Origin of the sequence: Pseudomonas sp. 29, assembly GCF_002754355.1 — a bacterium.
In the GTDB taxonomy this organism is placed as follows: Bacteria; Pseudomonadota; Gammaproteobacteria; order Pseudomonadales; family Pseudomonadaceae; genus Aquipseudomonas; species Aquipseudomonas neuropathica.
In genome coordinates, this window is the sequence record NZ_PEEY01000001.1 from 5219319 (window position 1) to 5239221 (window position 19903).

The 19903-nt window shown below is 62.5% G+C and carries 15 protein-coding genes; 14 read left to right on the forward strand and 1 reads right to left on the reverse strand.

Annotated features, from left to right (window positions below):
* Positions 1–7: 7 nt before the first annotated feature.
* Positions 8–436, reverse strand: a complete 429-nt coding sequence (gspG, locus tag CLU80_RS24175) for a type II secretion system major pseudopilin GspG (RefSeq protein WP_064120121.1) — start codon at positions 434–436, stop codon at positions 8–10.
* A gap of 205 nt (positions 437–641) precedes the next feature.
* Here gspG and CLU80_RS24180 point away from each other — a divergent pair, with 205 nt between their 5' ends.
* From CLU80_RS24180 to CLU80_RS24250, 14 genes are all read left to right on the forward strand, one after another.
* Positions 642–1250: a lytic transglycosylase domain-containing protein gene (locus CLU80_RS24180; protein ID WP_093439292.1), complete on the forward strand. Its 609-nt coding sequence runs from the start codon at positions 642–644 to the stop codon at positions 1248–1250.
* Positions 1251–1450: 200 nt separating this feature from the next.
* Complete coding sequence (gene mnxG / locus CLU80_RS24185; RefSeq protein WP_099758576.1) at positions 1451–7285, forward strand: manganese-oxidizing multicopper oxidase MnxG; 5835 nt, start codon at positions 1451–1453, stop codon at positions 7283–7285.
* 300 nt (positions 7286–7585) lie between these two features.
* Entirely contained in the window at positions 7586–9508 is a 1923-nt protein-coding gene (locus CLU80_RS24195; RefSeq protein ID WP_099758578.1) for a YncE family protein, read from the forward strand.
* Between the two features lie 14 nt (positions 9509–9522).
* Positions 9523–10173, forward strand: coding sequence for an SCO family protein (locus CLU80_RS24200; protein ID WP_099758579.1), 651 nt, complete (start codon positions 9523–9525; stop codon positions 10171–10173).
* On the forward strand, positions 10170–10790 hold the full coding sequence (locus CLU80_RS24205) for an SCO family protein (protein WP_099758580.1): 621 nt from the start codon (positions 10170–10172) through the stop codon (positions 10788–10790). The genes CLU80_RS24200 and CLU80_RS24205 overlap by 4 nt, the downstream gene beginning before the upstream one ends.
* A 9-nt stretch (positions 10791–10799) precedes the next feature.
* A complete protein-coding gene (locus tag CLU80_RS24210; RefSeq protein ID WP_099758581.1) occupies positions 10800–12350 on the forward strand; it encodes an ABC transporter substrate-binding protein in 1551 nt (516 codons plus the stop codon).
* 15 nt (positions 12351–12365) lie between these two features.
* The gene (locus CLU80_RS24215) at positions 12366–13127 is read left to right on the forward strand and encodes a peptidylprolyl isomerase (protein WP_099758582.1); all 762 of its coding nucleotides are present in this window, start codon (positions 12366–12368) and stop codon (positions 13125–13127) included.
* A gap of 219 nt (positions 13128–13346) precedes the next feature.
* Complete coding sequence (locus tag CLU80_RS24220) at positions 13347–13877, forward strand: response regulator (protein WP_093439267.1); 531 nt, start codon at positions 13347–13349, stop codon at positions 13875–13877.
* Positions 13878–13958: 81 nt separating this feature from the next.
* Positions 13959–15680, forward strand: a complete 1722-nt coding sequence (locus tag CLU80_RS24225) for a GspE/PulE family protein (protein ID WP_099758583.1) — start codon at positions 13959–13961, stop codon at positions 15678–15680.
* Positions 15661–16464, forward strand: a complete 804-nt coding sequence (locus tag CLU80_RS24230; protein ID WP_093439260.1) for a hypothetical protein — start codon at positions 15661–15663, stop codon at positions 16462–16464. Before CLU80_RS24225 ends, CLU80_RS24230 begins: the two co-directional genes overlap by 20 nt.
* Position 16465: 1 nt before the next feature.
* The gene (locus tag CLU80_RS24235; RefSeq protein ID WP_034152599.1) at positions 16466–17011 is read left to right on the forward strand and encodes a PilN domain-containing protein; all 546 of its coding nucleotides are present in this window, start codon (positions 16466–16468) and stop codon (positions 17009–17011) included.
* Positions 16998–17546, forward strand: a complete 549-nt coding sequence (locus tag CLU80_RS24240; RefSeq protein WP_093439253.1) for a GspMb/PilO family protein — start codon at positions 16998–17000, stop codon at positions 17544–17546. The genes CLU80_RS24235 and CLU80_RS24240 overlap by 14 nt, the downstream gene beginning before the upstream one ends.
* The gene (locus CLU80_RS24245; RefSeq protein ID WP_099758584.1) at positions 17546–18058 is read left to right on the forward strand and encodes a hypothetical protein; all 513 of its coding nucleotides are present in this window, start codon (positions 17546–17548) and stop codon (positions 18056–18058) included. Before CLU80_RS24240 ends, CLU80_RS24245 begins: the two co-directional genes overlap by 1 nt.
* Positions 18055–19902, forward strand: a complete 1848-nt coding sequence (locus CLU80_RS24250; protein ID WP_099758585.1) for a secretin GspD/PilQ domain-containing protein — start codon at positions 18055–18057, stop codon at positions 19900–19902. The genes CLU80_RS24245 and CLU80_RS24250 overlap by 4 nt, the downstream gene beginning before the upstream one ends.
* The last annotated feature ends 1 nt before the right edge of the window (position 19903 follow it).

Here is a 19903-nt window from a genome sequence, read left to right on the forward strand (position 1 = left end):
GCTCCGTTTACTGCCAGTTGGTCACTTCAGCGTTTTCACCTTCACCGCCGGGCTGGCCGTCCTTGCCCATCGAGAGCAAGTCGTACTCGCTGTTTTCGCCGGGATAGCGGTAGGTGTAGTTACGCCCCCACGGATCCTGCGGGAGCTTTTTCTGCAAGTACGGGCCGGTCCATTTCGCTTCGTCACTCGGTGCAGTGACCAAGGCCTGCAAGCCCTGTTCGGTGGACGGGTAGTGGCCGACTTCCAGTCGATAGATATCCAGCGCTTTGCTCAGCCCTTCGATCTGCGCCTTGGCCACTTTCACTTCGGAGCGACCGAGTTGGGCGAAGTATTTCGGCGCGACGATCCCGGCCAACAGGCCGAGCACCACCAGCACCACGAGCAATTCGAGCAGGGTAAAACCGCGTTGGCCACGCGGACGAAATTGCAGCTTCATGATGACCTCCCGTGAGTGGCAGCCGTGTCGCCTGAAGGGCTTATGCAATTGCCATGCTCAGCCTCACTGAAAACCGGCTGATTGGCTGAAGCCCTTGTAAATCGGGCAGTTCAAGAGTCGGCACAGTGCTTGCGTATGGCTCAAACGTGATCGGCCATTGGGGCATTTCCCCCAATTTATCGGGGTCGATCCGGGGAGGCCCGACATGAAATTTCTCGCCAGCGGATTGCTCGGATGTGTGCTGCTCAGCGGCGCCGCGCAAGCCGACGTATTCATCTCCGTGGACGCCAAGGGCAGCTATGTCCTGTCCAACGTTCACCGGCCCGGACGCACCTACGAACGGGTGATCCACGAGGCTGAAATGCCTGTGGCCAGCCTCGATCAACAGCCACAAATGATCGCCAACCAGCCCTACGCGGAACTGGTCTCGGCAGCCGCCAAAGTCAATCAATTACCCGAAGCGCTGCTGCACGCGGTGATCAACGCCGAATCCCACTACAACCCCGGTGCGACCTCAGCCAAAGGCGCAGGCGGACTCATGCAGTTGATGCCCGACACCGCGCGCGAACTCGGTGTGACCGACGTCTACGACCCCAAGGCCAACATCCAGGGCGGGGCGAAATATCTCAAACGCCTGATGACTTTGTTCGACAACGACATTGCTCTCGCCGTGGCGGCCTACAACGCCGGGCCCGACGCGGTGCTCAGCCGTGGCCGGGTGATTCCGCCGTTCGCCGAAACCCAGCGTTATGTACCGAACGTATTGCGTCAGTACCGGCGTCTGCAGGGCCTGGCCATGGATGCGCCGTTGTGACCCAACCCGGTTTTCCCCACATTCGGGGGCAAACCGCAGAGGCCCGAAAAGTGGGGAAAACCGGTGGGGAATATCCCCCGGATCCTCAAATGGTTGCGGTAACTGGTTGAACGGTAATGAGATTTTTTGTGGCACGCGGATTGCTCCGAGGCATTTGTCGAGAAGTGTTCCCAAGAGCACCCACTACGAGGTTACTGATCATGGTTGGCATTCATCACGCTCCGTCTCTGTTGAATTGGCTGGTGATTCTGGCCTCGATGCTCAGCGTCGAGCTGGCCGGTGCAGCCGTGCGTTGCGAGCGCAACCTGGTGGCCAACGTCGTCGCCTTCGATCAACCACTGATGTTCAACCGCCTCGGCGCGCAGAACATCAACGGCATGATGTTCGCCCTGCGCCGCGACGTGGTCGATGAACATGAGCAGTCGCTGGCTTACGGCGGCGCCGCAGTGCCGGGCAAAGTCTCGCTGCGTCCGGACAAGCGCCCTCGGCCATTGGTATTGCGTGTGGCCGCCGGCGATTGCCTGACGATCAATCTGCAGAACCTGCTCGACTATCAGGCCAACCCGAACAAGCACTTTGAAAACCTGGGCGAAGAAGAGGGCGCGGAAAACGCCAACGGCGCCGAAGCCTTCAAAGTCGATGAACAAGTAGCTGATCGTCACGTCGGTTTCCAGGTCAACGGCCTGCAAGCAGTGAACAGCATTGATGACATCTCTTCATTCACCGGACGTAACGCCAACAGTCTGGTGCCACCGGGGGCGAGCCGCTCCTACACGCTGTACGCCGAACGCGAGGGCGCGTTTGCCGTCAGCAGCCGAGGCGCGACGTTTGGTGGCGAGGGCGCGGCCGGCAACGTTGCCAATGGTCTGTTCGGCCAGGTCGTCGTTCTGCCCAAGGGCGGTCGCACCTATCGCAATACCCTCACCGAAGAAGAAATGCGCCTGGCCACCACCGGTCGCGCACCCACCGGCCAACCGATCGTCGATTACCAGGCGCGCTACCCGCAGCGCGAACCGTGGTTGCGCGAAGGCAAGGCCGGTACGCCGATCATCGGCATGGTCGACGGCAATGAAATCATCTCCAGCGAAAGCGATGCGATTGTCATGGGCAGCAACGCCGACGGCAGTTTCCCATCCAGCACCTACCCGCTGGAGTCGATGGGCAAACGCAACCCGGCGATTCCCAATCGCCTCGAAGCGTTCCGCGATTTCGCCTCGCAATTCCAGGACGAAACCGCCGCTACTCAAGCATTCCCGGCCTATTGGGCTGACCCGGTAATGGCCCATGTGCTGGAGCCGACCCGCGACTCGTTCATGATCAACTACGGCTCCGGCGGCATGGGCGCCGAAGTGGTCGCCAACCGCTTGGGCGTGGGGCCGATGCACGACTGCCTGTCGTGCGCTTACGAAGAGTTCTTCCTCAGCTCGCACACCGTCGGCGATGTAGCGATGCTGGTGGATGTGCCGGCCAACACCGGGCTGGAGAACATCGCCCCCGGCCAGACACCGCGCGCCGATCAGATCGGCGTGAAAGCCACCATGGCCCTGTATCCGTCGGAGCCGTCGAACGTCAACCACAGCTACATCGGTGACTTCGTCAAATTCCGCAATACCCACAATGGCCACGAGCAACACATCTTCCACCTGCACGGCCATCAGTGGCTGTTCAACCCCAACGACGACAACTCCGATTACGTCGACGCCCAAGGCATTGGCCCGGGCGCCGGTTATACCTATGAAATTGCCAACGGTGGCTCGGGCAACCGCAACCGCGTGGCCGGTGATGCGATCTATCACTGCCATTTCTATCCGCACTTCGCCCAAGGCATGTGGGCCATGTGGCGGGTGCACGACGTGTTCGAAGAAGGCACGCGACTCGATGTTTCGCAGCAGGGCGCCGACGGCTATCACAGCGAACCGTTTGCCTTGCGCAGTGGCAAACCGGCGGCGGGTGCACGGGCCTTGCCCGATGGCGAAATCGTCGCCGGTACGCCGATTCCGGCCATCGTGCCGCTTCCAGGCAAAGCCATGGCGCCAATGCCGGGCAAAGTCGTGGTCGTGCCGAAGATCGGCGAAACCCTGGTCGCCGAAAATGATCACGACGATGACGAAGAAGAGGGCGATGACGACGGTGAGCACCATGGCGGCAATGCCGCTGGTCAAGCCATCGGTTCGCTGGCGCTGGTCGATCGCAGCGAAGCCAATCGCAATGCCGACGGCAGCCTGAAAAACCCTGGCTATCCGTTCTGGATCGGCGGCATGGAAAGCTCGGTCGGCCAACGTCCGCCAACGCCGCCGCTGGACATGCTCGACGCGGCCACCGCGCAGTCTTTGAAGGCCAGCGGGAAGGCACTGTGGGCCAATCTCGACCCGGCGCAGTCCGGCGGTTGGAATGGCGGCTTGCAGCGTCACGCACTGGATGGCGTCGCGGCCGGTGGCGAAGCGCACACCGTGACCACTTCGCTGGACTTCTCCAAGGAAGTCAGCCGTGCCAAGCCGATTTACCTGCCGGAAGAAGGCACCGAAGTCGAACAGGCCGCGATGGCTTTCCACGCGAAAAAAGATCATCCAAGCTACGCCTTGCTGCCCGGCAATCAACTGGTGGCCAAGGCGTTCCGCACCAACGGTGCCTTGCCGATGGCCGGCGCGCCGTACTACGAGCCGTGCATGGACGATCGGCAAAAACGCCTGACCAGCAACGCCGGCAGCGGCGAGTTCGCCAGCGGTGAGCGCATCGACGGTATGTCCTTTGTCGGCGCCTCGAGCTTCACCGCCGACCGCCCACGGATCTACAAAGCCGCCAACATTCAGTTCGACGCGGTGTACAACAAAGTCGGTTATCACTTTCCGCAGGCGCGCATTCTCGCGCTGTGGGAAGACGCCTGGCCGGTGATCACCAAGCAACGTCCACCAGAGCCGCTGGTGATGCGCATGAACACTTTCGATTGCGTGCAATACCAGCAAACCAACCTGGTCCCGGCCACCTATGAGATGGACGACTATCAGGTGCGCACGCCGACCGACGTAATCGGCCAGCACATTCACTTGCCGAAGTGGGATCTGACCTCGGCGGACGGCTCCTCCAACGGCTGGAACTACGAGGACGGCGTGCTCTCACCCGGCGCCGTGCAGGAACGCATTCATGCGATCCGCGAGTTCAACCAGTGCGCCGGCACCGATCCACGTGACGGCACCCAGGCCTGCCCGATAGCCAGGAACCACCCATTCTTCGGCCAGTATGGTCGCGCCGACTGGCTGGGTGCGCGCACGGCGATGCAGCGCTGGTTCGTCGATCCGGTGGTCAACGCCAAAGGCGTCGATCGCGGCCTCGGCACCATCTTCACCCACGACCACTTAGGCCCATCGACGCATCAGCAGATTGGACTGTACGCGACTGTGCTTGCCGAGCCGGCCGGTTCCACCTGGTTCCACGCCGAAACCGGCGAGCCGTTGTACAGCGGCGCGCGCCAGGATGGTGGGCCGACCTCATGGCAGGCGGTGATCAACACCGGCGACCTCGATGGCGACGGCAAGAACGACAGCTTCCGCGAGTTCTTCCTCGAATACAGCGACTTCCAGCACGCCTATGAAGCTGGCGTTTACGTCGGTGCCGGCCCTAACGGTGTGCCGAATGCGCAGGCGTTCCCGGCCACCGCCGACAGCTTCCGTTACGCGATCAACCCGCCAGTGCGCAACAACGCCAGCAACTTGCTAGAAGGCGTGCTGGAAGTGCAGGGCGGTCAGGTGCCGGGCTGCCCGAGCCGGCCATGTCCGCAGGCGATCTCGGTGGATGATCCGGGCATGTTCGTCGTCAACTATCGCAACGAACCGCTGGCCCTGCGCGTGTACGACCCGAACAAGGTCGGCCCGGATGGCAAACGCGGCATGCAGGCTGACGGCCTCGGCGGTGATCTGTCGTTCGCCATGCAAAGCCGTACCGACCGCGCCATTCCGGCGATGAATCTGGCGCCGAATCTGCTCACTTCGGCGACCGGACCCACCGGCGGTACCACGCTGTTTCCACCGCACATCAACAAGGGCGGCGCCGAGCCGGGCGATCCGTTCACGCCGATGCTGCGCACCTATACCGGCGACAACGTGCGGTTGCGGGTGCATGCCGGCGGCCATGAGGAAGAGCACAACGTCACCCTGCACGGTGTGAAATGGCTGCAGAGCGGTTCCGGTTTCGGCAACAGCTCCAACTCTGGCTGGCGCGCGTCGCAGATGATCGGTATTTCCGAGCAGATGGGCTTCATTGCGCCGGTGTCGATGCTGTCCAGTTCGGCGGCGACCACGGGTGATTATCTGTACTCGATGGACGCTTCGATCGAAGGCTACTGGAGCGGTATCTGGGGCGTGATGCGCAACTACACCGCCAAACGCGCCGACCTGTTCGCCATCCCCAACAACCCGAATCCGGCGGGCATGCGCAACACCGTGGCGTTCGAGGGCAGTTGCCCGCGCTATGGCGCCAACCCTAACGGCATTGGCACCCGGCCTACGGTGCAGCGCAACTACGAAGTGGTCGCGGCGCTGGCCAACGACATTCTCGGCAATGCGCTGGGCCTGACCATCGGCGATCCCGAAGGGCTTGGTCAGCATGTCGGCGGGCCGCTGAATCCGGCGGGTGGCACCCTGGTGCTGAACTCGCGCACGGTGAGCATTCCCCAAGTCACCGTGACCGATCCGGAAGATGGCGAAACCATCACCATCGGCGGGCAGAGCGGGCCGTTGCATGACCCAACCGCGATTCTCTATGTGCGTAAATCCGATCTCGATCCGGTGAGTGGCAAGCTGAAACCCGGCATTCCGGTCGAGCCGTTGGTGCTGCGTGCAGCCGCGGGGGATTGCATCAACATCACTCTGGAAAACCGTCTGCCGAGCGTGATGCCCGACTTGACGCAAACCGCGGTGATGCAAGGTATGGTCAAGCGTGATCGCAACAGCGGTCTGGGCTCGACCACCTTCAGCAACAACCTGATGCGGCCGTCCAGCCACGTCGGCCTGCACGCGCAGTTGCTGGCGTACGACATCACCAAATCCGACGGCGCCAATGTCGGCGCCAACCCGATTCAGACCGTGCCACCGCGTGTCGGCAACAGCGGCGCGTACCCGACCCGTACCTATCAGTACTACGCCGGGCACCTGGAGCGTGAAGGCAAACCGGTAACTCAACTGGGCCGCAGCGTCGACAACATCAACGCCACAGCGGTGGAGTTCGGCGGCTTGAACATCACCCCGGCGGACGTGATCAAGCAGCCGCAAAAAGGTCTTGGCGGAGCGATGAGCATCCTGCCGATCGGCGCGACCTGGGTCGACGATGCGCGCAAGGTCAACGCCACGGTCACCGCGCCTGGGCAAACCAGCTACCGCGACTTTGCGATGGTCTGGCACAAGGCGTTGAACACCCGTTGGGCCAATGGCCGGCCAGTGGAAGGGATTGCGGCTGAAGGCTTCGGCGTGCCGACCGATCCGCAGGACAACTCGAGCATGGCGATCAACTACAAGACCGAACCGCTGTGGTACCGCTTCGGCCTCGCTCCGGACGCACCGTTCGGGCATGCCGATGGCGCGGGTTACGGCGACATGAGTAATGCGCACATGGCCTACAGCAACGCGTTGGTGGGCGGTGATCCGCAGACGCCGGTGCTGTATGCCAAACCCGGGCAACCGTTCCGCACGCATATTTTGATGCCGAGCGGTGGCAGTCGTGGCACCACGTTCCAGCTCGATGGGCACGTCTGGTCGGTCAATCCGTTCCAGGCCGAGAAGAGCGATACCGGGGGTTATCCGATGGGGTCGCCGGGCGTCGGCTCAGTGCGCTTCGGCTACAACCCGATGTCGATGTACATCGGCGCCCACGAAAGCGTCCTGCCGGCCGCGCACTTCAGCTTCATGATCCCGAGCGCTGGTGGCAGCAATGCGATCCCGGGGGATTATCTGTTCCGCGATTACGCCGCCTACGGCAACACCTCCGGGTTATGGGGCTTGCTGCGCGTGACCAACGAACCGGAACCGGCGCCGCAGGGGCAGTAGCAGAGCGGCAATGCCCCGGTGGATGCAAATCCCTGTGGGAGCGAGCTTGCTCGCGAAGAGGGCGGCACATGCAACAGGTGTGTTGGCTGACAGACCGCTTTCGCGAGCAAGCTCGCTCCCACAGGGGACAGTGGTTGGCAGTGAGGAAGTGGATGTACGCAAATCCCTTGTGGGAGCGAGCTTGCTCGCGAATGGGGGCAACTCGGTTTGTGAGGGTGAGGCTGAAGACGCTTTCGCGAGCAGGCTCGCTCCCACATGGGGGGCGGTGTTTTGCCAGGTGAAGAGGTAGGGGAGAGTTAGATGAACAGGATCATCAACATCATCGGTATTTGCACGCTGGCCATGGCCGGTGCGTTGCTGACGCTGAGTGAGATTGCGCTGGCACAAACCGGTGCGGGTCAGACGCTGAACCGCGACGGCGTGGCGGTGGATTTCAACCTCAAGCCATTGGCCGCTGACGGCAAACTGCGTGAAGGTGAATTCGCCGATGTGCAGTTTCGCGTCACTGACAGCGCCTCCGGCCAGCCGTTGTCCGGGGTAGCGCCGGGGGCCTGGGTCGATCCGCAAACCCTCGCCGCCGATCAGGCCCAGGGCCGCGACCAGAGCTGCAAGGCCCGGGTCGGGGTGTTTCTCAAATCCAACATCGGTGCGCGGCCGTTGCTCGACCTCAACAGCTATTTCCTGCTGGTGATGAACCGCGACGCGAGCATCGCTGTGGTCGATCCGTCGGTGTCGGTCGGCGGCATCACCAGCACGCTCGCGCGAATCGAACTCAAGCAACCGCCGATGGACTGGGTCACGCCCAAAGACAACAAACGCGTGTTCGTTTCCATGCCGACGGCCGGCGAAGTGGCCGTCATCGACAGCGAACAATTCAAGGTTCTCGATTCGATTAAAGCCGGCAGCCAACCGGTGCGCCTGGCGCTGCAACCGGATGAACGTCTGCTCTGGGTCGGCAACAACGCCAGCAAAGCCGAAGACTCCGGCGTCACAGTGATCGACAGCCAAAGCCTCAAACCCCTCAAATACTTGCAGACCGGGCGCGGCCACCACGAAATCAGCTTCAGCAAGGACAGCCGCTTCGCCTTCGTCAGCAACCGTGACGACGGCACCGTCAGCGTGGTCGACATCGCCAGCCTGACCATCGTCGAGCAGATCAAAACCGGCTCGCATCCGCTGTCAGTCGCCTATTCCGCGCTGTCCGGCGCGGTGTATGTGGCCGATGGCAAGGACGGCACGGTGACCGTGATCGACGCCAACACGCACGCCGTCCGCCGGGTGATCAAACTGCAACAAGGCCTCGGCCCCATGGGTTTCAGCGCCGACGGCCGCTTCGGCGTGGTGCTCAACACCGTGGAAAACCGCGCCAGCATCATCGACGCCGCGACCAACGGCGCCATTCACGACCTCGACGTCAGCGCCGAACCCTACCAAGTGGTGTTCACCCAGGCCTACGCCTACATCCGCGGACTCGCTTCACCGAAAGTCACCATGATCAACCTGTCTTCTTTAGGCGAAGGCCGCCAGCCGATCAGCCAGAGTTTCGAAGCCGGCCCGCAAGCGCCGCGTCTGGCTGGGGATTTGCCACTGGCCTCAAGCCTGGCGGTGTCGCGCGATGACAACGCGGTGTTCGTGGTCAACCCTGTCGACAACACCACCTACTTCTACGCCGAAGGCATGAACGCGCCGATGTCCGGCTACCCCAACCGTGGCCAGATCGCCCGCGCCGCCCTGGTCATCGATCGCAGCTTGCGCGAAGTCTCGCCGGGACTGTACAGCGCGCGGGTGAAGCTGCCGGCGGCGGGGCGCTTTGACGTGGCGTTCCTGCTCAATCAACCGAACATCATTCACTGCTTTACCGCGCAGATCGAAACCAATGGCGCCCTGGTAAAACACTTCGGCGCACCGAAAGTCGAGTTCCTCCTCGACAAGACTGCCGTGGCGCTCAACGACCCCTACGTCGTGCGTTTCCGCATCGTGCAGGGCAAAGACAAAACCCAGCGCAGCGGCGTGAAAGACGTGCAATTGCGCTACTACCTCGCGCCCACCTCGCATCCCCGCGAAGTGGTGGCGCTGGAAGTCGCCGACGGCGTGTACGAAGCGCCGATCACCCTCGACCGCAGCGGCGCTTGGTATCTGCATGTGCGTGCGGCCTCTTTGGGCGCCGGTTTCGATGACAAGACCTTTGCCAGTGTTCGGGTAGCCCCCGGCCAGGCCCGTTGAAGAGGAGTTTCGACATGAACCGATTTGCATCCAGTGGCCTGCTGACCCTGTGCCTGTTGAGCCTTGGCATCCAATACGCCAACGCTCACTCGGCAGACGAACACGCTGGGCACAAAGCCCCGGCCAGCAGCACTCAGGAACACGCCCAGGTGAAATTCGCCAACGTGCCGCTGCTCGACCAGAACGGCAAAACAGTGCGCCTGGAGCAGGATCTGGTGCAGGGCAAAATCGTCGTTATGAGCTTTATCTACACCAGTTGCACTACGGTGTGCCCGGTGGTCTCGTCGATCATGGGCAAGGTGCAGAAACAGCTCGGTGCGCGGGTAGGCGAGGAAGTGCAACTGGTGTCGATCAGCATCGACCCACAGCGCGACGACCCGAAACGCCTGCAGGATTATGCCCGCACCTTCCAGCGCGGGCCGGGCTGGAGCTGGCTGACCGGCTCGCCGCAGTCGATCAATGAAACCCTCAAGGGCCTCGGCAGTTTCAGTGGCGACTTCAAGAATCACCAACCGTTGATCCTCGTCGGCGACGGCAACAATCGTCACTGGATGCGCTATTACGGCTTCACCGATCCAGCACTGTTGGCCAAGGAAGTGGAAAAACTCAGCGGCCTGCGCACCCACGCCAAACACACAGCCATCGCCATGGAGCAACAGCCATGAGACTGCTCGACTGGATCGCCCTGACCGTGTGCTTCTGGATTCTTGGTAACATCGCGTTTGCTCACGAAGACCACGTCTCTGAGCCGCCAGCCGCTGTGGCCGCCGCGCCGGCCAAAGGTACCCACGACGCGAAAACCTGGTTCACCGACACGCCTTTACAGGATCAGAACGGCGCGACCCTGCGCTTCTACAGCGATGCGCTGCAAAACCGCATCGTCCTGCTTAACGTGATCTTCACCAGTTGCAGTGACGCCTGCCCGCTGATCACGCAAAAGCTCAAGGAAGTCCGCGAGCTGTTGGGCGACAAGGCGCAAGACATCACCTTTATTTCCCTTACCAGTGACCCGCTGCGCGATACGCCGGCGGTGCTCAAGGCTTACACCTTGAAGCAGGGTTCCGATGACCCTCATTGGCTTTTTCTTACCGGCGACAAGGCGCAGATGGACCTGGTATTGAGTCGCATCGGCCAGATCGTACCGACGCCAGAGCAACACTCCACGCAGTTGATCGTCGGCGATGTCGCCAATAAACGCTGGAGCAAAATCCGTCCTGACGCCCCGGCTGCCGCCATTGCCCAGCGCTTGCAGTTGCTGACAATGCCCGTGGCCGGCCGCTGAGTCCGCGCCATGAAACGCTGCCGCGTCCTCGCCCTGGTCCTGCTCGCCGGCGTCAGCCTTGGCACGAGCGCTGCGCCGCTGACACCCGAAGAGGCGGCGGGAAAACGCTTGTACCGCCAAGGTTTGTCGGCCAGTGGCGAGGCGATCATGGCACGGGTCGGCGCGGCGGATGTGTTGCTGCCGGCGACCAGCCTGCCGTGCGCCAATTGCCATGGCGCCGATGGCCTCGGCCGACCTGAAGGTGGCGTGCGTCCCCCCGAATTGAACTGGGCGCGACTGACCAGCACGTATGGCCAGCAACAGGTCAACGGCCGCAGCTATCCGGCCTACAGCGAAAGCACGCTGGCCACGGCCATTGAGCAGGGCCGAGACCCCGGCCACAACCGTCTCGACCCGAGCATGCCGCGCTTTCTGCTGTCGATGAAGGATCAGCGCAACCTCACCGCCTATCTCAAACGCCTCGCCGACGAACGCGACCCTGGCCTCGATGCCGAGACCTTGCATCTGGGCACCTTGCTGCCCAGCCAAGGGCCGTTGGCCGAGGAGGGTATGACCGTTGCGGCGGTGCTCAACGGCAGTGTCGCGCGGATCAATCAGGCCGGTGGCATTCACGGCCGGCAGTTGCGCTTGACGGTGATCGATCCCGGCCCGGACCGCGCCAGTGCCGAGCAAGCCTTGCAGCAGTTGATCGAGCAGGAGCAGGTGTTCGCCCTGATCGCACCACTGGCACCGGCTCTTGACAGCGAACTGGGGGCACGCCTGGAACAGGCCGGTATGCCGCTGATCGGGCCGATGTCGATCCTCGGCACCCTGCAGGCCAGTCCGCAGATATTCGAGCCATTACCGGGATTGCGTGAGCAGTTGATCGCGCTGGCCGATTACGCCACGGCCAGTTTGCGCGTGCTGCAAGGGCCGACGCTGATTGCTTATCCCGATGACCCGATCCAGACGCAAGCCGCGCAAAACCTCGGCCAGTACTTGCAGGATCACGGCTGGCAGAAAGTCCATCTGCAAGCCTACGACCCGGCGGCGGATGCGCTGCCGCTGGGTTCGCGTTCGGTGTTTTATCTGGGCACTGGCGGCGGCTTCAGTCGTCTGGCGACGCGGCTGCAAAGCGCCGGGCAAGTGCCTTACCTGTTTGCCGCCTCTAGTCAGGTGGCGGGTGATCTGCTGCAAGTCCCGGACGGATTCACCCGACGGGTGTTTCTTGCCTATCCGTTCGTGCCCAGCGACTGGACCCAGGCTGGGCGCATGGCCCTGACGTTACTGCGTGAAGGCCAAGGCCTCGGCGCCCAGCACGCGGTGCTGCAAGTCGGCGCCTACGCCTCGATGCTGCTGCTCAGCGAGGGCATGAAACAGGCTGGCCGCGACGCCAGCCGCGAGAAACTGGTGGCGGCGCTGGAAGGCCTGCACGACTTCGACACCGGCCTGACCCCGCGCCTGAGTTTCGGCCCCGGTCGACGGCTGGGCTTGAGCGGCGCGCATGTGGTTACCGTGGATTTGCCCGATCAACGTTTCTATCTTGTCGCACCCTATAAACCGATGGTTGCCAGCCCCTGAACGGAGGGCCCGATCATGAAACTCACAACGCTGATCTTGCTGCTGACTTGCTGGCTGCCGCTGGCGTGGGCGAATAACGAGCCGGCCGTGGCACGGGTCAACGGCACGGAGATTTCCGGGTTTCGCCTCGAGCGCTTCTTCGCCGAATACCTGGAAGATCAGGGCCGCGCGGTGACGAGTATTCGCAGCCCCAAGGCCTACAAGGAACTGCGCCAGGCGGCGCTGCAAATGCTGATCGACAAAGAATTGCTGTGGCAGGAATCGCAGAAACGTGGCCGGCAGATCGACGAGCAAGCGCTGCGTCAGCAGATCGAGCAAACCCGCATGGCCATCGGCGGCGCGGAAAAATTTGTCCGGCGCTTGCAGGACGCCGGTTTCGATGAGGCCTCCTTCACCGAGTACACCCGCCGCGAACTGGCGGCGCAGCAGATGTTCGCCGAACTGATCCGCGCCAATACCTTGCAACCCCGGCACCTGTTGATCCGCGTGCCCGTGCAAGCAGATGCAGCCACAGTGGCTCAAGCGCGTCTACGCTTGATGCAAATGCGCGCCTCGATTGTCAGCGGGGCGAGTTTTGCCAGCCAACCACTGCGTTCACCGTTTGGCTGGCATGTGATTTATTTGCCGAACCACTTGGAGGCCGCCGATGTCCCAGATTTACAGGGGCTGGATACAGTCAGGGCAGAGCTCGCCCGACAGCAACAGACCCAGGCTCGTCGTCAGGTGCTCGCGCAATTACGGGTGCAGAACAGGATCGAACGAATTGACGACGACTGAAGGTTCCCCCCCAATAGTGGGGAATGGCTTCGATGCCCATTCAGGTGCTTCCCCGTTTCTGGGGAACGGGGTACCAGGACGAGCGGGCATTGTCATTAAATTCAAGGACATGAAGACATAAAATTACCGGCGCTCAGCCTGGCATGAAGTGTGCGTTACCCCTGGTAAGGCGCACTCTCAGGGCGGGGTCATCGGACCTGCTGTTTCAAGGAGTCGACCTTGGTTAACAAAGTACTGGTTGTCGAAGACGAACAGCTGCTTGCACAGAACCTTCAGGATTATCTGTCGGCGCAAGGGCTGGACGTCGCGATTGCACATGACGGAGCGACGGCTATCGGTTTGGCCGGAACCTTTGCCCCCGACGTGCTGGTGTTCGATTACCGCTTGCCCGATATGGAAGGCTTTGAGGTGCTCGACGCGGTCCGCCAGAACAGGACGTGCCATTTTGTGCTGATAACGGGTCACCCGACCGCTGAAGTCTGTGAGCGGGCGCGGCAACTGGGGGTCAGCCACATCCTGTTCAAACCGTTTCCCTTGGCGGAACTGGCGCGGGCGGTCTGCGACCTTCTGGGCATCAAGCGTGAAGCGAAACCCGGTGCGAGCCCTTCCGAGGGTTTTGTCGAACGACGCCAGAGCAGGACCGAGAGCTTCCCGTTGCAGTTGTACGATGGCAGTTGGGTGTTGGCGGATCGGCGACGACAGTTGCACGCCATGGCACCGGACGACGATCAAATGCTCACCGGGGAGTAATGGCGCGAACAGACGTTCCGGCACTTGCCGCCAAGGTTTGCCGCGCCGACAGGGCTCTAAGCCCCGGTTGGAGAGCAAGCCATGGAACGTCTGTCCGTTGTCGTCGAACCGCTGTTGGCCACAAGTGCCCCCGCGCGCTTTCCCAGTGAATACTTTTCCAGCGAGCAGTTGTCCCAGGCCCGGGCGCGGGCCGCCACCTCCGGCGAACGCGTCCTAGAAGCCCTCGGCGTGCTCTGCGAACTGGCGCCGATGCCGTTCATTCACACCCTTGGCGCCACCCTGCATTACCCGGTGCTCGACACCGACAGCCTGTTTGCCGCGACGCCGGTGTTCGACCGGGTCACCCTCGCGCAATGCCTGAAACGTGAATTCATCCTGCTGCGCCACAACGACGAAGTCATCGGCGTATTTGCCGACCCCTTCGACCCGGCGCGGCTGGCCTGGATCGACGATTGCCTGCACGGCGCGCCGCTGTATCTGGTGCACGCCGATGACCTCAAGGCCTATCTGGCCCGCCACGAAGAAAGCTTTCATGCCGTCGAATCGCTGAACGCTCAGGGCGACACTCACCACGAAATCGACACCCTGCAAAGCCTGTCGCTGACCAGCATCAGCGAAGACGCCAGCAGCGTGGTGAAACTGGTCAACTCGACCCTGTACGACGCGCTGAAAATGCACGCCAGCGACATCCATCTCGGCACCACCGGCCATGGCCTGGTGATCAAGTACCGCATCGACGGCGTGCTCAACAACATCAGCAAAGTCCAGGGCAACGAATTCGCCGAGCAGGTGATTTCGCGGGTCAAGGTCATGGCCGAACTGGACATCGGCGAAAAACGCGTGCCGCAAGACGGTCGCTTCAAGATCGGCATCAGTGGCCGCCAGATCGACTTTCGCGTGTCGATCATGCCGAGCATCTTTGGCGAAGATGCCGTACTCCGTGTGCTCGACAAACAGGATCTCGCCGACAAGGTCTGCGGCGTGCAATTGCAGGCGCTGGGCTTTGAAGACGAAACCCTGCGCCAGTTGCGTCGCCTCGCCGCCGAACCTTATGGAATGGTCCTTGTGACCGGCCCGACCGGCAGCGGCAAGACCACCACGCTGTACGCGATGATCACCGAGATCAACCACGGCGTGGACAAGATCATCACCATCGAAGACCCGGTCGAATATCAATTGCCGGGGGTGCTGCAAATTCCAGTCAACGAGAAAAAAGGCCTGACCTTCGCCCGTGGCTTGCGCTCGATCCTGCGTCACGACCCGGACAAGATCATGGTCGGCGAGATCCGCGACCCGGACACCGCACAGATCGCCGTGCAATCGGCGCTCACCGGTCACCTGGTGTTCACCACCATCCACGCCAACAACGTCTTCGACGTGATTGGCCGCTTCACGCAAATGGAAATCGACCCCTACAGCCTGGTCTCGGCGCTCAACGCGATTCTCGCCCAGCGCCTGATCCGGCTGGTGTGCGCCAGTTGCAGCGCACCGGTCAATCCGAGCGATGAAGAGCTGCGCGCCTCGGGCCTCGATCCGCAGAAAGTCGATCACTACCACTTCGTTCACGGCAAAGGCTGTGGCCATTGCCGGGGCAGCGGTTATCGCGGGCGCACGGCGATTGCCGAGCTGCTGCACCTCGACGACGAGCTGCGCCAGATGATCGTCGAGCGCCAACCGATCAAACAAATCAAAGCCCTGGCCTGTGCCCGTGGTTTGCGCCTGCTGCGCGAATCGGCGCTGGAGCTGGTGGAACAAGGTCGCACCACGCTGGAGGAGATCAACCGTGTCACATTTATCTCGTGAGCGTTTTGTCGCCGTGCTCGGCGCCAGCGGTGTCGGCCTCGGCCAGCGGCGTGGCAGCGACACCCTGTGGCTGGGCAGCGTCGGTTACATCGACGAAGGCTTCCAGAGCTACGCGGTGGCGCTGGACACCCTCGATCGCCTGCTCGGTGAACACGCCCGCGCCGGTGCCGAATTGAGCGTGGTCATCTCCGGGCATTTCAGCCGCTTCTGCCTGGTGCCATGGAGCGCGCAGATCAGCAGCCCGGAAGAACTGCGCGGCTTTGCCCAACTGTGTTTCGAAGACCTGTTCGGTCCACCAACCCAACCGTGGAGTCTGGTGTTGTCCGCTGAACCTGCCGGTTACGACCGCATCGCCAGCGCCTTGCCGCAAGACTTGCTCGAACGCCTGCGCACGCTGGTCAGTGCTCGCGGTTTGCGCCTGCGCTCGGTGCAGCCGTACCTGATGGCGGCGTTCAACCGCTTCGACAAAAGTCTCGATGCCGGCGACTTCCTCTTCGTCGTCGCCGAGCCGCAGCGCAGCGTGTTGTTGCTGGCGAGGGAAGGGCGCTGGGCTGGCGTGCGTTCGGTGGGCGGCAGCGACAGCGATGCCGCGTTGAATGCACTGATCGGTCGCGAACGGCAGTTGCAAGCCTCGACCAGCGAACGCGCCTTCAATGTATATCTGCATGCGCCGGCGCGGCTCGATGCGCATCCGGACGTGGCGGGGGTGCAACTGCGCACCCTTGAAGACGACGCGATGACCGTGCGTGACGGCTTGTACGTCATGTCCCGGGCGGTGGCCTGACATGCGCGCGCTTAATCTCGATTTTCAGCCACGGCCACGTTCCGGCCCGTTGGGCTGGAGCCTGCTCGGCGGCGGCGTGCTGCTGGCGCTGCTGTGCTTCGGCGTCCAACAGCACCTCGACGCGCACACCGAACAGCAACAAGGTCATCTGCAAACCACGCAGCGTCAGCTCACCGGTGACAGCGGCGCCAAGTCCACCCTGAGCCCGGCGCAAATCCGCGAGCAAGCGGCGAACCTCGCCGAGATGCGCAAGGTCTCGCAACAACTGCGCCGGCCGTGGGAACGGCTGTTCGCCATGCTCGAAGCGATGCCGCGCGATGACGTCGCGCTGCTGAGCCTGACCCCGGATGCCCGTAAAGGCCAGGTCCGCATCAGCGCTGAAGCGCGGGATCTGCAAGCGATGCTCGATTTCCACAAACGACTGGAAGCCAGCGACGAGCTGTCCGACGTGTCGCTGCTGAGCCACGAAATTGTCGTCAAATCGCCGGAACAACCGGTGCAATTCAACCTGTCGGCGACCTGGGAGATGGGCGATGCGAATCCCTAGACTGATCGTCCACGAATACCTGCAAGGCCTCGGCATTCCGGGCCTGGCCGGGTTGGCGCTGCTGCTGGTCGCCGTGGCTTGGGCACTCGGTGGCTTGCTGCCGGGCTGGCAATCGTTGCAGCACTTGAGCCAGCAGACTCAGGAAGCCAGCGCGTACCTGGCCAAGGTTGAAGACGGCAGCATCGCGCCGCCGGTGGTGCCGCAGCGTCAGCTCGACGACTTTCGCAACAAACTGCCGGCGCAGCCGCAAGCCACGGTCGCCATCGACCGCATCTACGCCCTCGCAGCCCAGGAGCACATCACCCTGGCGCGCGGTGAGTACGCCCTCGGTGTCGACCCGAAAACCCATCTGGCGCGCTATCAGATCCTCTTGCCAGTGCGCGGCAGCTACCCGCAACTGCGCCGCTTCGTGCACGCCTTGCTCGGTCAGTTGCCGGCGGTGGTGGTGGAAGACCTCGAGTTGCAACGCAAGAAGATTGGCGACACCGACCTCAATGGCCGGATCCGTATGACCCTTTACCTGTCGAGGTCGTGATGAATACCAAGCGCGTGACAGGTTGGTTAGCGTTCTTCGGCGTAGCGGCGGCGCTGGCGTGGTTGCCGGCGTATTTCTCGCCGAGCGAAGACGCCGATTCCAACGAAGTCGCCGTCGCCACGCCGGGGAAAACCCGGGGCGCGCTGCCGGCCAGCACCGCCAAGGCCAAAGACGCGCCGATCAGGGACCTGAGCCCGGCCGGCGATCTGTTCGCGGCGAAATCCTGGAAGGCCGCGCCGACCCTGGCCACGGTCACCGAACAAGCGATCAACCCGGCCACAGTGGTGCAAGCCCCGAGCCTGCCACCGGTGCCGTTTCAGTTCGTCGGTCGGCTGCATGACCGCAGCGACCTGCAAGTGTTTTTGCAGAACGGCGAAAAGATCTACGTCGTGCGCAACGGGGATGTGATCGACGACACCTGGAAGATCACCGGCATTTCCGATCTGGAATTGAGCCTGGTTTACCTGCCTTTGCATTTGTCGCAGACCTTGTCTGTGGGGAGTACGCAATGAACCGTTCCCGTTTGCTGATGAGCCTGGGCCTGTGTGCCGGGCTGGCCGCGTGCAGCACTGCGCAGGTGGCCAATAAGGAAGCCGCCGACCTGATTGAACAGGGTCAGTACGAGGCGGGGCTGGCGCGGATCGAAGAAGGCCTGCGTGAAAACCCTCGCGACACCGAATTGCACCTGCTGCTCAACACCGGCCGGGCCAAGGCGATCACGGCGTTGCTGACGGCCGGCGACACCGACCGCGCGCGTCGCGATTTCACCTCGGCGCGCACCGCTTACATGCGCGTGCTGACCATCGAGCCGAACAACCGCCGCGCCCAGGATGCCCTGAAGCAGATGGAGTACCTGCGCAGCATGGACGAAAAACTCGAGCTGGCCCGTGGCGATCTGCGTCGCGGCGACATCTACGGCGCTGATCGTCAGGTCAAACAGATCCTCGAACTCGACCCGGCCAATGAAGGTGCGTTGGAGCTGCAAGGCAACATTCGCCTGGTGCAGAGCCGCAACGTGATTGCTTATCCGCAACTGCGCACCAAGCTCGATCGTCCGGTGACTCTGGAATTTCGTGACGCCAACCTGAAGACCATTTTCGAAGTGCTGTCGCAGGTCGCCGGACTGAATTTCATCTTCGACAAAGACCTGCGCCCGGATATGAAAGCGACGATCTTCGTGCGTGACGTGCGCATCGAAGACGCCGTGACCTTGCTGCTGCAACAGAACCAGTTGCACCAGAAAGTGGTGAACGAAAACACCTTGCTGATCTACCCGGATTCGCCGCAGAAAGTGAAGGATTACCAGGAACTGGTGATGCGCACCTTCTACCTGACCAGCATCGACGCCAACACCGCGCTGAACATGGTCAAAACCATGCTCAAGACCCGCGACGTGTTCGTCGACGAACGCCTCAATACCCTGACCATGCGCGACACCGAAGACGCCGTGCGCATGGCCGAGAAACTCCTGCAATCGCAAGACCAGTCCAACCCGGAAGTGGTGCTAGAAGTGGAGGTGATGGAAGTCGCCACCCAGCGCATTCTCGACCTTGGCCTGCAATGGCCGAGCACCTTCGGCGTGGTCAACTCCGATGGTTCGCCGGTCACGCTGCTCGGGCAACTCAAGGGCATCAACTCCGACCGCATCTCCATCGGCCCGTCGCCGCAAGCCAAGATCAACGCGCAGGACAACGACATCAACACCCTCGCCAGCCCGGTGATTCGCGTCAGCAACCGTGAGCAGGCGCGCATCCACATCGGCCAGCGTGTGCCGATCATCAGCGCCACCTCGGTGCCGTCGACACAGGGGCCGGTGATCACCGAAAGCGTGACCTATCTGGATGTCGGTCTGAAGCTCGAAGTGACCCCCACCGTACACCTGAACAACGAAGTGGCGATCAAGATCGCCCTGGAAGTGAGTAATGCCACGCCGCTGGAGCCGACCCGCCAAGGCACGATCCCGGTGCAGGTCGATACCCGCAACGCGCAAACTTCGCTGCGTCTGCACGACGGCGAAACCCAGATCCTCGCCGGGCTGGTGCGCAACGACCACGGCGCCACCGGCAACAAGATTCCCGGCCTCGGTGACATTCCCGGACTCGGCCGCTTGTTCGGCAGCAACAAAGACACCATCGGCAAATCCGAACTGGTGCTGTCGATCACCCCACGGATCGTGCGCAACCTGCCGTACCAGAGCCCGTCGGACATGGAGTTCTCCACCGGTACCGAAACCAGCATGCACATCCAGGCCCCGGATCGTTCGCAGAGTTACGTGATGCCATCGCTTGCCGCGCAGCCGCGTGCCGTCGGTGAATCGGCCGTGGCGACCACCCGCGTCACTGTCGAGAAGCCTTGAT